The sequence below is a fragment of the Allomuricauda sp. F6463D genome (assembly GCF_023015965.1).
Classification (GTDB): domain Bacteria; phylum Bacteroidota; class Bacteroidia; order Flavobacteriales; family Flavobacteriaceae; genus Flagellimonas.
Window position 1 is genome coordinate 268,416 of sequence record NZ_JALKAN010000002.1, and the last position, 13,841, is coordinate 282,256.

Annotated in this window: 10 protein-coding genes; 6 read left to right on the forward strand and 4 right to left on the reverse strand. The window is 41.2% G+C overall.

The annotated features are described in order from the left end of the window. Nucleotides 1-19: 19 nt before the first annotated feature. Complete coding sequence (locus tag MWU56_RS09710; protein ID WP_247044040.1) at nt 20-379, reverse strand: YraN family protein; 360 nt, start codon at nt 377-379, stop codon at nt 20-22. 173 nt (nt 380-552) lie between these two features. Between MWU56_RS09710 and MWU56_RS09715 the strand changes: the two genes are divergently transcribed. The 5 genes from MWU56_RS09715 (at nt 553) to MWU56_RS09735 (ending at nt 9,135) form a co-directional block, all read left to right on the forward strand. After that, nucleotides 553-2,064: a DUF1800 family protein gene (locus MWU56_RS09715; protein ID WP_247044041.1), complete on the forward strand. Its 1,512-nt coding sequence runs from the start codon at nt 553-555 to the stop codon at nt 2,062-2,064. A gap of 10 nt (nt 2,065-2,074) precedes the next feature. Then, nucleotides 2,075-3,790: a DUF1501 domain-containing protein gene (locus tag MWU56_RS09720; protein WP_247044042.1), complete on the forward strand. Its 1,716-nt coding sequence runs from the start codon at nt 2,075-2,077 to the stop codon at nt 3,788-3,790. Between the two features lie 142 nt (nt 3,791-3,932). Then, a complete protein-coding gene (gene metG, locus MWU56_RS09725) occupies nt 3,933-6,014 on the forward strand; it encodes a methionine--tRNA ligase (protein ID WP_247044044.1) in 2,082 nt (693 codons plus the stop codon). An 86-nt stretch (nt 6,015-6,100) separates the two neighbouring features. Beyond that, nucleotides 6,101-8,224, forward strand: a complete 2,124-nt coding sequence (locus tag MWU56_RS09730) for a Tex family protein (RefSeq protein ID WP_247044045.1) — start codon at nt 6,101-6,103, stop codon at nt 8,222-8,224. 8 nt (nt 8,225-8,232) lie between these two features. Then, nucleotides 8,233-9,135: a histone deacetylase gene (locus tag MWU56_RS09735; RefSeq protein WP_247044047.1), complete on the forward strand. Its 903-nt coding sequence runs from the start codon at nt 8,233-8,235 to the stop codon at nt 9,133-9,135. A gap of 280 nt (nt 9,136-9,415) precedes the next feature. On the opposite strand, the gene MWU56_RS09740 is transcribed toward MWU56_RS09735, so the two are convergent. Beyond that, nucleotides 9,416-10,903 (reverse strand): succinate CoA transferase, encoded by a 1,488-nt coding sequence (locus MWU56_RS09740; protein WP_247044049.1) that lies wholly within the window; start codon nt 10,901-10,903, stop codon nt 9,416-9,418. Between the two features lie 342 nt (nt 10,904-11,245). Between MWU56_RS09740 and MWU56_RS09745 the strand changes: the two genes are divergently transcribed. After that, nucleotides 11,246-12,799, forward strand: a complete 1,554-nt coding sequence (locus MWU56_RS09745) for a M20/M25/M40 family metallo-hydrolase (protein WP_247044050.1) — start codon at nt 11,246-11,248, stop codon at nt 12,797-12,799. A gap of 64 nt (nt 12,800-12,863) precedes the next feature. Here MWU56_RS09745 and MWU56_RS09750 read toward each other — a convergent pair whose 3' ends face one another. Next, on the reverse strand, nt 12,864-13,268 hold the full coding sequence (locus MWU56_RS09750; RefSeq protein ID WP_247044052.1) for a hypothetical protein: 405 nt from the start codon (nt 13,266-13,268) through the stop codon (nt 12,864-12,866). Nucleotides 13,269-13,412: 144 nt separating this feature from the next. Next, entirely contained in the window at nt 13,413-13,745 is a 333-nt protein-coding gene (locus MWU56_RS09755; protein WP_247044054.1) for a single-stranded DNA-binding protein, read from the reverse strand. Nucleotides 13,746-13,841: the final 96 nt, after the last annotated feature.

The window sequence follows — 13,841 nt, forward strand, 5'->3', positions numbered from 1 at the left end:
TTACAAAACAAACAAATGGTTAAAAATGATAAAATGCATTTTCAAAGTGCTCAATTTCAAAATCATCCCCTTTTTTCACAACCGTAATTACATCAAACCTAACCTCAACATCACTATCCATTTGTTCTACATAGTGGTTGGCCGCCATGGTTAAAAGCTTTACTTTTTTCGGGGTGATTACATTTGAAATATCCTCTAAAAACCCCGTATTTCTGGCCTTTACCTCAACTATCACCACGTAATTATTTTTCTGCGCAATGATGTCTATTTCAGCATGGAGATAGCGATAGTTTCGTTCAAGAATTTTATAACCTCTATCCAACAAAAAAGTAGTCGCTTTTTGCTCACCGAGTTTCCCAAAGTTGTTATGATTTCCCATAGAATTTGTAAAAATCAAAAAAAAATATGCATTTCATCGAAAAATTTGGTCGTTCATGGACTTTAAAACGTTAAGATTGTACTTTGTTGGCTCAATTGAACCACACCCAACACTAGCATAAACATATAGTTGCCTCAAAACTATGATGTACTTAATTAACGCCAGACATTGCTATGGAGTACTTTATCAATTGTAATTCCTCAACCTTGGCGCCGTATACTACTCCATTGGATGAGTTGCGTGCGGCCCACTTGTACAGAAGGCTAGGTTTTAGCGCCTCTGTACAAACCATTAATAATGCTGTTGGACAAACAGCGGGTTCTCTCGTAGACAACATAATAGATCAAGCTCTAACAACCCCAACCATTCCTGCACCCGTATGGGCAGATTGGACCAATGCAGATTACCCAGCAGATGATGATCTGGCCGGTCAGTTGCGAAGAGCGCAAATAGATGATATTACCACGGCTTACGGGAATGCCTTGGTTGATAATGAACTATTGGATAGGTTGAGCTTTTTTTGGAGCAATCATTTTGTAACTCAATTACAGACCTATAATTGTCCTCAGTTTTTATTTTATTATATCAATTGTTTACAGCAGAACGCTTTGGGCAATTTTAAAATCTTTACCAGCGAAATCGGACTAACCAGTGCAATGCTCTACTATTTGGATGGTGTTCGCAACCGTGGAAACAATCCCAATGAGAACTATGCGCGTGAGCTATATGAATTGTTCACCTTGGGGGAGGGAAATAATTATACGGAGGACGATATCATTGAAACAGCAAAAGCTATTTCCGGATATACCGAACGCGGTGAAGAAGGTTGTACCCAGGTCACCTTTAACCCGGAGGATTTTAATACCGAAAACAAGACCATATTTGGACAAACTGGCAACTGGGGCTATGATGATGTCATGGATATTCTTTTTGCCCAAAGAACAGATGAAATTGGTTGGTTCATCTGTAAAAAGTTGTATGAATTCTTTGTCCATCCCGATTCAACCAACGATGATGGAGGAATTGCTCCCCAAATAATAGATGGTCTAGCTCAGACCTTTATCAGCAGTGGCTTTGAAATTGCACCAGTTTTGCGACAGCTATTTAAAAGTCAACACTTTTTTGATGAAACCGCTATAGGCGTAATCATCAAAAGTCCTGCAGATCTATATTTCAACTTTTTAAAAGAAACCGGTTTCTCATATGATGATGGAACTATTACGAATATGATCGATTCGTGCGCCTTAATCGGTCAAGATTTTTTTGAACCACCAGAAGTGGAAGGTTGGCAACGTGACCGGCAATGGATCAATACAAATTCTATGATCGGTCGATGGTTGACCATGGAAGTTTTTATTGATCGCTTTTTTCAAAATGACCCAGAGGAGTTCAGAACCTTGGCTATGAACGCGGTCGGTGCGGCCAACAGCAATACCAGTAATCCAGAAATAGTGGTTACGGCATTGGTGAACAAGTTTACACCAAAGGGCCTTTTGACGGATGCTGATTTTGAAAAGGCCATGGACGCCTTCAAAATTGATGATGTACCCGAGGAATATTACTCTACAGACTATATTCCAGGCGGTAACGGATGGTGGGTTCTTTCCTCAAGTATGGAAGTTCCTACCCAAGTCTATGTTTTATTGCGTCATCTATCCAGAGAACCCGAATTTCAACTTAAATAACCCCAACACCATGTGCGACAATCACCACACCCACGATACATCCCCACACAAAGGCATTGAACACGAAGGACATGACTTGGAACATAAAAAATGGAGCAGACGATCCTTTGTCCAAGCCTTGGGCATTGCCGGTTCCGGTTCCATGTTTTTGGGAAGTAATCTAATCTCAGCCTCTGCCCCATCACCACTTACTGCGGCAGTTGCGGCAGCGGAGACCGATAATATCCTAGTCTTGATTCGACTATCAGGTGGAAATGACGGGCTCAGTACCGTGATTCCCATCCAACAATATGACAGTTATGCCAATGCAAGGCCCAATATTTATATTCCAGAAAGTAAGGTCCTAAAACTTACGGACGATTTTGGGGTTCCCACTTATATGAGTGCCTTGGAACCTTTATGGGGCGATGGACAGTTTAAAGCTGTTCACGGAGTAGGCTACGAAAACCAAAGTCTGTCCCATTTTACCGGATCCGATATTTTTGCCAACACCGATTTGGAAACAACAGGATTCTCTGGAGAGAATACCGGATGGATGGGCAGGCATTTTGAAGATCTTTACCCAGACTACCTGATTAATCCACCAGCTTCACCGGCCGCCATCCAGATTGGAAACTTGTCCAACTTGGTCTTCCAAGGAGAAGAAACCAACTATGCCTTCGTGACCAATAATGTGGATCAGTTGGAACAAATTGCGCAAACAGGCCTTTTTTACGACGTTGATGCAGAAACCCCATTTGACAATTGTATGTACGGCGATCAACTTAGGTTTCTACGCGGGGTTGCCAATACCACCTATGAATATGCAGGAACCATTCATGAGGCCTATATGGCCGGTCAAAACCAAGTAGAGTACCAGGACAACGGTTTTGCAAGACAATTGGCACTTTTGGCACGTCTGATCAAGGGAAATTTGGGCACCAAAGTTTATATGATATCCTTGGGAGGATTTGATACACACGGTAATCAGCCCGAAGTACATGAACGTTTAATGTCCAATTTGTCGGTAGCCATCAATAACTTTTACGAAGATCTTGCATTCACCGAACAAGATGACAATGTACTAAGCATGACCTTCTCAGAATTTGGCCGTAGGATTTTTGAAAACGGTTCCAATGGTACGGATCACGGAAAGGCAGCTCCAACGTTATTTTTTGGGTCCGGATTGAGTGGAAGTGCATTTGTAGGAGACCACCCATCCTTGGATGAACCCAATAACAGAGGGAACCTAGAGTACACCATGGATTTTAGAAATCTATACGGTACCGTTTTGGCAGAATGGCTTTGTGTACCCAGAGCATCCGTGGAAAAACATTTATTGGGACACCCCTACCAAGCTATTGACCTAGGCTTTAATTGTAGTGGCGAAACTTTCGATGATATTGCCATGGACAACGATCCACCCATTTTACCAGAAACACCTCCAAGTCAAGACCCCAATGACCCGAATATTGACATTCTTGATGGCATAGTACATACACCCTATTATCCGCAATCCAGTGCGCCACACATTCACTTGGAAATGCCCGTGTCAGCACATGTCGACATTGAACTCTTCAATATTTTGGGACAACGAGTAGGAACTCTTTACAACCAAATAATGTTGGAAGGCGAATTGGACATTAATATTCGTGAGCAAATGCGCGATAGTTTATCCACAGGAAAATACATTTATCGGATTTCTGTAGGAGATAAAAAAATGAGTAAATCAGTAATGATTTCTTAAAGAAACAAGATCGTTTTTATCCATTTTTCGGAAACCTTTGATAATGCACCCCTCACCCCAAATAGGGTCGCATTTTTGGAGGTTTCCTTTTTTATGTCCATCCCGTTAAAATCAGTATTTTTGGGCTTAATTAGAAAATTACATGGCTCAAGAAACATCACCCGCTAGATATACCATTACCGCAGCACTGCCTTACACCAACGGCCCTATTCACATTGGGCATTTGGCTGGCGTTTATGTTCCTGCGGACATTTACTCCCGTTATTTACGCTTAAAAGGAAACGACGTGGCCTTTGTTTGTGGTAGTGACGAACATGGTGTGGCCATCTCTATGAAGGCTAAAAAAGAAGGTGTCTCTCCAACAGAAATCATAGACAAGTACCATGCAATTATAAAAAAGTCCTTTTCGGATTTTGGAATTGCATTTGATAATTACTCAAGAACCTCAGCTCAAGTACATCATGATACGGCCTCGGAATTTTTCAAAAAAATGTACGAGCAAGGTGATTTTATTGAAGAAGAAACCGAGCAGTTGTATGATGATGAAGCCAAACAATTTTTAGCGGACAGGTTTGTTATCGGTACATGCCCAAAATGTGGGCACGAGGAAGCTTATGGTGATCAATGTGAAAATTGTGGGTCGTCTTTAAATGCTACAGACCTCATCAATCCAAAATCCACCATCACAGGTGGTGTTCCTGTGCTAAAAAAGACCAAACACTGGTTTTTGCCCTTGGATCGTTATGAAGGTTTTCTAAAAGAATGGATCTTGGAAGGCCATAAGGCCGATTGGAAGCCCAATGTATACGGTCAATGTAAATCTTGGATTGACGAAGGATTGAAACCACGTGCCGTAACCCGTGACCTGGATTGGGGAATTCCCGTTCCCGTGGAAGGTGGCGATGGAAAAGTACTTTATGTATGGTTCGATGCTCCTATTGGTTACATTTCCTCCACAAAGGAATGGGCCAAGCGTGAAGGAAAGGACTGGAAACCCTATTGGATGGGCAAGGACACTAAATTGGTGCACTTTATAGGGAAGGACAACATTGTGTTCCATTGTATTATTTTTCCATGCATGTTAAAGGCAAACGGCGATTTTATTTTACCGGACAATGTGCCCGCCAATGAGTTCCTTAACTTAGAGGGAAATAAGCTCTCCACATCAAAAAATTGGGCCGTATGGCTGCATGAATATTTGGAAGAATTTCCGGATATGCAGGATGTACTTCGCTATACGTTAACGGCAAATGCACCCGAGACCAAGGATAACGATTTTACCTGGAAAGATTTTCAAGCAAGGAACAACAACGAGTTGGTAGCCATTTTCGGCAATTTTGTAAACCGTGTAACCGTATTGACCCATAAATACTATGATGGTGTAGTTCCTGCTCCGGGTGAATTTACCGACACCGACTTGGAAACTTTAAAAGCCCTTAAGGGTTACCCCGAAATACTGTCCAATTCATTGGAACGATATCGATTCCGCGAAGGAAGTCAAGAGTTGATGAATCTGGCCCGTTTAGGGAACAAATATCTCGCAGATGCCGAACCTTGGAAATTGGTAAAGACCGATGAAGAGCGGGTAAAGACCATAATGTTCGTAGCACTTCAAATTGCGACAGGATTGGCGGTTCTTAGCGAACCCTTTTTGCCCTTTACGTCTAAGAAATTGAAAGGGATTCTCAATATCCTTTCGGACGAAGGTGAGAAATCTATTGAATGGGATGATGTCAGCACTAACGACACCTTGCTGTCTGCAGGGCACACCATCAACAAGAGTGAATTGCTCTTCAGGAAAATCGAGGACAAAGAAATTCAACAACAACTGGACAAATTGGAAGCCACCAAAAAAATCAATGCACAAATGGATAAAGAAGTAGCTCCGCAAAAAGATACCATCAGTTTTGATGATTTCTCCAAATTGGATATGCGCGTGGGAACAATCATTGAGGCCGAAAAAATGCCCAAAGCGAACAAACTTTTGGTTTTGAAAGTGGACACCGGATTGGATACCCGAACCATTGTTTCTGGAATTGCCGAGAGCTTTAAGCCAGAAGAAATTGTAGGCAAAAAGGTGACCGTTTTGGTCAACTTGGCTCCCAGAAAATTACGTGGTGTAGAAAGCGAGGGCATGATTTTGATGACTGAGAACAAAGATGGAAAACTCGTTTTTGTAAATCCTGATGAGGATGGGGTCGAAAATGGGGAGACCATCAATTAAACTCTCATGCAACCCAATAAAATATACTTTTTATAGGCAACCCATGTCTATAAAGAGGTTCTAACCTACTTTAAATTCTAAAAGAAATGCAGCTTGTCCCCTATATCGTTCAACACACCAACCTTTCACAAAAGAGTGTTGAGAATACCGTAGCACTTTTAAACGAAGATTGTACTGTTCCCTTTATTTCTAGATACAGAAAAGAACGCACCGGTAATTTGGACGAGGTTCAAATTGGTGCCATTGTGCAGTACAAAACCCAGTTTGAGGCGCTGGAAAAAAGAAAAGCTGCCATTATAAAAGCGGTTGAGGAACAGGGTTTGCTCACTCCCGAACTGAAAGCAAAATTTTCGAACTGTACTGATCTCACCAGTTTGGAAGACCTCTATCTCCCGTTCAAGAAAAGTAAAAAAACCAAAGCGGAAACCGCTCGTAAAAATGGTCTGGAGCCATTGGCCAAGATCATTATGGCACAACGCAGTGATGAAATCGAGTTTATCGCTTCCAAATATTTGGGTAAGGATGTAATCAACGAAGATGATGCGCTCGAAGGAGCTAGACACATCATTTCGGAGTGGATAAACGAACGCACGGATATTCGTACCCAACTGCGAGGTCAGTTGGAGCGTCATGCTATCATAACCACAAAGGTGGTCAAAACCAAAAAGGATGATGAAAAAGCACAAAAGTTCCGTGATTATTTTGATTGGAGCGAACCGTTGAACCGTTGTCCATCACATCGCTTTTTGGCCATCATGAGGGCAGAAAAAGAAGGCTTTGTCCGAGTGAAAATCGAAATAGATGATGATAGGGCCCTAGAAAATATGGAGCGACGCATCATCAAAACAAACAACGCTTGCGCAGAACAAATCGAATTGGCCATTGCAGATGCCTATAAAAGGCTGTTGTTCCCTTCACTATCCAAAGAAATTTTAAAATCTGCCAAGGAAAAAGCAGATGCATCCGCCATTCAGGTTTTTTCCAAAAACTTAAAACAATTACTTCTTGGCGCACCTTTGGGCGAAAAACGAATTTTAGCCATAGACCCAGGTTTTAGAACAGGCTGCAAAGTGGTTTGCTTGGACGAGCAAGGTGATTTAAAACACAACGAAACCATTTATCCACATGCCCCACAACGGGATAGCTCAGGGGCCATCAAAAAGTTAAGTTCTTTGGTGGATGCTTATAAAATTGAAGCCATTGCCATTGGCAACGGCACAGCATCCCGTGAAACCGAGCAGCTGGTAAAGCGAATTCCTTTTAGAAAACCAATTGAGGTATTTGTGGTTAGTGAAGCTGGGGCTTCCATTTATTCAGCTTCCAAAATAGCCAGGGACGAATTTCCGAATTATGATGTTACAGTACGGGGAGCTGTTTCCATTGGTCGCCGTTTGGCAGACCCTTTGGCAGAATTGGTAAAGATAGATGCCAAATCCATTGGTGTGGGACAATACCAGCACGATGTGGACCAAACCCAGTTAAAAACTTCATTGGATACCGTGGTGGAAAGTTGTGTAAATTCCGTGGGGGTAAACATTAATACCGCCAGTGTGCCCTTACTCAGTTATGTTTCCGGAATTGGACCAAAACTCGCGGAGAACATTGTGGCTTATCGAAATGAACAGGGAGCGTTCAAGAGCAGGGAACAAATCAAAAAAGTGGCTCGTTTAGGTGGAAAGGCTTTTGAACAAAGTGCTGGATTTTTACGTATCAAAAATGGGGATAATCCTTTGGACGATTCCGCAGTGCATCCTGAAAGCTATTCTTTGGTTTCCCAAATGGCCAAGGACCAAGGTGTTCAAATCAAAGAAATTGTAGGGAACAAATCAGCCTTGAAAGATATCAATTTAAAATCCTATTGTACGGATGCCATAGGCATGCCCACTTTGGAAGATATTATAAAGGAGCTTGAAAAACCTGGCTTGGATCTCAGAGAAAAAGCCAAGGTTTTCACCTTTAACCAAAACATCCGAGAAATTACAGACCTTAGGGAAGGGCAATTGTTGCCGGGTATTGTAAACAACATTACCAATTTTGGTTGTTTTGTGGATATTGGGATCAAGGAAAGTGGTCTCATCCACATTTCCAACCTATCCGATACTTTTGTGAAAGATGTCAACGAACATGTGAGCCTTCATCAGCAAGTGGTGGTCAAAGTTTTGGATGTTGATGTACCACGGAAACGCATCCAGTTGGCCTTACACAAATAAGATATTTAATGCTTAAAATCGCCTATCATCCCATCTACAAGCATCCTTTGCCCGAAGGCCACCGATTTCCGATGATAAAATATGAATTGTTGCCCCAACAATTGCTCTACGAAGGCACTTGTGCGGAGGAGAACTTTTATCAACCAGAGTTACCAGATGACGAACATATTTTAGCCGTACATGATGAAGCATATTATCAGGATTTAGTGCAACTGCGCTTGTCCAAAAGTGCGGTACGAAAGATTGGCTTTCCTTTGAGTGATGTATTGGTACAGCGGGAACGAATCATTGTTGATGGCACGATCAAAGGGTGTGAATTTGCATTGGAACATGGTATTGCCATGAACATTGCGGGAGGCACACACCATGCTTACTCCAATCGAGGGGAAGCTTTTTGCCTATTGAACGACCAAGCCATTGGGGCGCGACTTCTTTTAAACAACCACCTGGCAACCAATATTTTAATTATTGACCTAGATGTTCACCAAGGAAATGGAACCGCCGAAATATTTAAGACAGACCGTTCTGTTTATACATTTTCCATGCACGGCAAGGGCAATTACCCCTTCAAAAAGGAACTATCAGACCTTGACATACCTTTGGATAAGGGTACAACGGATGAAGAGTATTTATCCATCCTAAAAAAGACCCTACCAGAATTGTTGGAACAACTGCAACCCGATTTTATTTTTTATCTCTGTGGTGTGGATGTTTTGGAATCCGATAAGTTGGGAACCTTATCACTGACTTTGGATGGCTGTAAGGAACGGGACCGTTATGTGCTTCAAACCTCTTATGATGCCAATATTCCTGTTCAATGTAGTATGGGTGGTGGATACTCCCCAAACATAAAAACCATTGTGGAGGCCCATGCCAATACTTTTCGGCTTGCCCTTGAAATCTATGAGTAACATTTAAGCACGGAATTAATAAGTGTGTTAAATTTTATTTAGATTCATTTAAAATAATTATTTTCGTCGCCAATATTGCACATGGCAATGGGAAAGAAGAAAGAAAAGAAGAAAATAAAAAAAGATAAGCTCCGGGAATTACCTCCAACTGGCAAGGTTAAATCCAAGTGTTGCAAAAAGTACAAAAAAAGCGAAAGCAAGCGCTGTAAAAAATGCCCTTGCTTTGATCTTCTTAAGAAGGTTGCTTAATTATCCCTCTAATACTTCCGACGGATTAGGATTATGGCAATTTCATTGTTTTATTGTTTTTAAAGTTGATATGCCACGAATAGGCCTTTTCCAAAATATGCGGGGTATGTCCTCCTAAGGCTTTGGCTTCCTCAAAATAATCCCTTAGTTGCTGCCTGTATTCTGGATGCACACAATTTTCAAGAATAACCTCTGCCCGTTCTATGGGTGCGAGCCCTCTTAAATCTGCCAATCCCTGTTCGGTAACAAGAATATCAACATCATGTTCACTATGGTCTACATGCGGAACCATGGGCACTACATGTGAAATCGTATTGTTTTTGGAAGCAGAAGGACAAACAAATATGCTTAAGTAGGAATTACGTGCAAAGTCACCCGAACCTCCAATACCGTTCATCATGGTGGTACCCAAAATGTTGGTGGAGTTCACATTTCCGTAGATATCAAACTCAATGGCCGTATTGATTGCGATAACGCCCAACCGTCGAATAACCTCAGCGGAATTACTAATGTTCTGTGGACGTAAAATCAGTTTATCCTTATAGTACTCAAAATTGGAAATGAAATGCCCATGGCATTCTTCCGACACCGTTATTGATGAGGCCGAAGCAAAAACCATTTTGCCAGCATCCATTAATTCAAATGTACTGTCCTGCAACACTTCAGAATACATGGTAAGTTCTTCAAACTGGCTATTCTTGAACCCGGACAACACCGCATTGGCTATTTTGCCTATTCCAGCTTGCAAGGGCAACAATGATTTGGTCAGCCTGCCCTCTTCCACCTCTTTATCAAAGAAATTTAAAAGGTGCTGGGAGATTGCGGTAGTATTCTCATCTGGTGGAGAAATTCGAGCTGGACTATCCGGTTTGTTCGTAAACACCACTGCGACCACCTTTTCGGGGTCAATCTTCATATACTCGGTTCCTATTCTGGAATCTGGCTCGGTAATCTGTAGAATTTCACGATTTGGATATGGTTTCGGAATATAAACGTCATGAATACCCTTAAACGATAATGGAATGGACATGTTGACTTCCACGATAATTTCATCTGCAGAATCGGTAAAAGAAGCAGAGTTGCCCACCGAAGTAGTTGGGACAATATACCCATTGGCATCTACATAAGTAGCTTCTACAATGGCAAGATCTATTTTGGGCAAATGACCATTGTGCAACATTTCGGCAGTTTCACCTAAATGTTGATCTACATATAAGGTTTGATGTGTATTTATACTGTTTCTGAGGGTTGGGTCGGCTTGAAATGGCATGCGTTTTATCAACGCTCCATTTTCGGCAAGGTCGGCATCCGTATTATAGCCCAAGGAGGCCCCGCTCAAAAGCGTTATTTTAATATTTTCTTCCTTGGCTCTGGCGGCAAAAGCTGGCAATACTGACTTACTGTCCCCAGCTTTGGTAAAACCACTTACCCCAACGGCATAATTGTTTTTAATAAATTTCGCAGCATTTTCGGGCGTAAGAATCTTGTCTTTATACGGTCCGTACAAGATTCTTTCCATTTGTTCTGTTTTCATTTAAATTTTATGGGCATTAATACTGTAGCCTTCCTTGGTTTATTAAGGTGAAGAATAAAGGCTGTTTTAAGTTTAGTTACCTATAAAAATACGGATATATGTAGGAGATTCAGAACCTTTTAAGTTCTGATTAAAGCAAAAAATGTTATTCAAAAAAATATACTGGTTTCATTGACAAAAAATCAATTTATGATAGGTGATTTTTAGAAATAAACAACATCACGTTAATATCCAGCTTTACTAATTGTACATCCATCATCAAAATAATGAAAATCGACTTTTCCAAAGATGAAGTAATTGTGCTATTTTTAAAGCAAACTAGAAACTATGATCAACAAAATCACACTTTTATTTACCCTGCTCCTTTTGAGTAATTTCTCTTTGCTTGCACAAGACAAGGAGGCAGTAATCGACAAAATTATTGAAGAAGCTAACGAAAATTCCCAATTGGAAATCCTTGGTCATGAACTAATGGATGGGATTGGACCACGCTTGGTAGGCACACCGCAGATGAAAATAGCCCATGATTGGGCAGTTGCTAAATACGAAAGCTGGGGTATTGCCGCACGTAACGAGCAGTGGGGCGAATGGAAAGGATGGGAACGCGGCATAAGCCATATTGATATGGTGCACCCTAGAGTGCAAAGTTTAAAGGGAACACAATTGGCATGGAGCCCAAGTACATCAAAAAAAGGAATAACCGCTGAACTAGTGGTTTTACCAATGGTATCAGACTCTCTGGATTTCGTAAACTGGCTGCCTACTGTTAAAGGCAAATTGGTAATGATATCCATGCCTCAATCCACAGGAAGACCAGACTATAATTGGGAAGAATTTGCCACAGAGAAGTCCTTTGAAAAGATGAAAAACGAACGCGCAACACAAACTGAGGCTTGGAACAAGAACATGGGGAACACCGGATTGAACAGACGCACCCTGCCTCTCGCCTTGGAAAAAGCGGGCGCTGCGGGTATTGTGTCTTCATACTGGTCCAAAGGTTTTGGCGCAAACAAAATATTCGGGGCGTACACCAAAGAGGTCCCAACAGTAGATTTGGAATTGGAAGACTATGGCATGCTATATAGATTGGTCGCATCAGGGCAAAAACCTCAACTTCATATCGTGGCAGAGTCTAAAGAATTGGGCACCGTGCCCACTTTTAACACCATTGCGGAAATCAAAGGTTCTGAAAAACCAGATGAATATGTCATCCTATCTGCCCATTTTGATTCTTGGGATGGCGGTACGGGTGCTACGGACAACGGAACAGGTACTTTGGTGATGATGGAAGCCATGCGTATTTTGAAAAAAGCTTATCCGAACCCAAAACGCACCATTCTTGTTGGCCATTGGGGCAGCGAGGAACAGGGTCTTAATGGGTCTAGAGCATTTGTTGAGGACAACCCAAATATTGTTGATGGTGTGCAGGCGGTTTTCAATCAGGACAATGGAACTGGTAGAGTGGTTCGAATTTCCGGTGGTGGTTTTTTAAATTCTTACGACTATTTAAGCAAATGGTTGCACGAGGTGCCCAAAGAAATCACCGATGAAATCGAAACAACTTTTCCTGGAACCCCTGCACGTGGCGGCTCGGATTATGCTTCTTTTCAGGCTGCGGGCGCACCAGCTTTTAGTCTTAGCTCCTTAAGTTGGTCCTACTGGAACTATACATGGCACACCAACAGGGACACGTATGACAAAATAATTTTCGATGATGTTCGAAACAACGCCATTTTAACCGCTATTTTAGCATACATGGCTAGTGAACACCCAGAGAAAACTGACCGGAAAAAGGCTATTCTACCCATAAGTAATAGAACTGGGGAACAACTTGAATGGCCCACTCCCCGTTCACCCGAGCGAAGTGGAAGTCAGAATTAAAAAAATCTATATATTAAAAAAAGCGTCCTATTAAATAGGACGCTTTTTAATAAACTAACTAAATTTAAAATATCCGTGGAGAAGCCACTTGGACTATCGAACCAAAGGCCTCTTTGGAATTATTTTCATTGTCTTTATACATAAAATAGAAACTTGCCTGTTGATAAAAATAGTCGCTATGAGTGCAAAGATCTTTACACAATTGGGCATGTTTGGTATAGGCGGATCTTTTTTCGTTCATGTAAACGTTGTATGCCTCACTGTTTTGGTTTTTTAGATCTCTTTCATAGCGTTCTTGGTCTTCCCAATAATCTTTTTCGTCTTCTGCACTTACCACTACAAAGGATTGTTCGTATTTAGCATCGCTTTGAGCTTGTGCCTTATAAAAGGAGTATTGGTTTTCTTGAGCAGTTGACATGGTCGCCAAACCAAAAGTAAGCAGTAGAATTATTTGAACTTTTAAATTCATTGTTCTGAGTTTTAATAAAAACATTGTTCATTTACTAAAGTTCTGGCGTTTGTTTATATAACAACTCAAAATACATATACCCTAATTTGGTAATTAAAAAAAAGGAGCATTTGCCCCTTTTTTAGTAGTCTACAAGAATTATATTTATTTTCCCAGCATCAACAGCTCGTTGCATTTAATCTCTGTGATATATCTTTTTTCTCCATCATTGTTCTCGTATGAACGATTTGTTAACCGGCCCTCTATAGCCACCTCTTTTCCTTTAGATAGAAAATTTTCGGTGATTTCAGCCAGTTTACCCCAAGCCACTATATTGTGCCATTGCGTATCCGTTACCTTTTCGCCATTGGCATTTTTGTAGGATTCGTTCGTTGCAATTGAAAACTTTGCCAATTTACTCCCATTTTCAAGTGTAATGATTTCTGGATCGTTTCCAAGATTACCGATTAACTGTACTTTGTTTTTAAGTGAATTCATAATTGATAAGATTTAAGTTTTTAATAATAATCCATCGAACTCTTATTGTCCGACGAGACAAACATATACTCTCTCAAAAATCACATTCGGTTTGTA

What these genes read in the sequence shown, in the direction of transcription:
- MWU56_RS09710 (WP_247044040.1), bottom strand. Translation starts at nt 379, where the DNA reads ATGGGAAATCATAACAACTTTGGGAAACTCGGTGAGCAAAAAGCGACT.
- MWU56_RS09715 (WP_247044041.1), top strand. Translation starts at nt 553, where the DNA reads ATGGAGTACTTTATCAATTGTAATTCCTCAACCTTGGCGCCGTATACT.
- MWU56_RS09720 (WP_247044042.1), top strand. Translation starts at nt 2,075, where the DNA reads ATGTGCGACAATCACCACACCCACGATACATCCCCACACAAAGGCATT.
- metG (WP_247044044.1), top strand. Translation starts at nt 3,933, where the DNA reads ATGGCTCAAGAAACATCACCCGCTAGATATACCATTACCGCAGCACTG.
- MWU56_RS09730 (WP_247044045.1), top strand. Translation starts at nt 6,101, where the DNA reads ATGCAGCTTGTCCCCTATATCGTTCAACACACCAACCTTTCACAAAAG.
- MWU56_RS09735 (WP_247044047.1), top strand. Translation starts at nt 8,233, where the DNA reads ATGCTTAAAATCGCCTATCATCCCATCTACAAGCATCCTTTGCCCGAA.
- MWU56_RS09740 (WP_247044049.1), bottom strand. Translation starts at nt 10,903, where the DNA reads ATGGAAAGAATCTTGTACGGACCGTATAAAGACAAGATTCTTACGCCC.
- MWU56_RS09745 (WP_247044050.1), top strand. Translation starts at nt 11,246, where the DNA reads ATGATCAACAAAATCACACTTTTATTTACCCTGCTCCTTTTGAGTAAT.
- MWU56_RS09750 (WP_247044052.1), bottom strand. Translation starts at nt 13,268, where the DNA reads ATGAATTTAAAAGTTCAAATAATTCTACTGCTTACTTTTGGTTTGGCG.
- MWU56_RS09755 (WP_247044054.1), bottom strand. Translation starts at nt 13,745, where the DNA reads ATGAATTCACTTAAAAACAAAGTACAGTTAATCGGTAATCTTGGAAAC.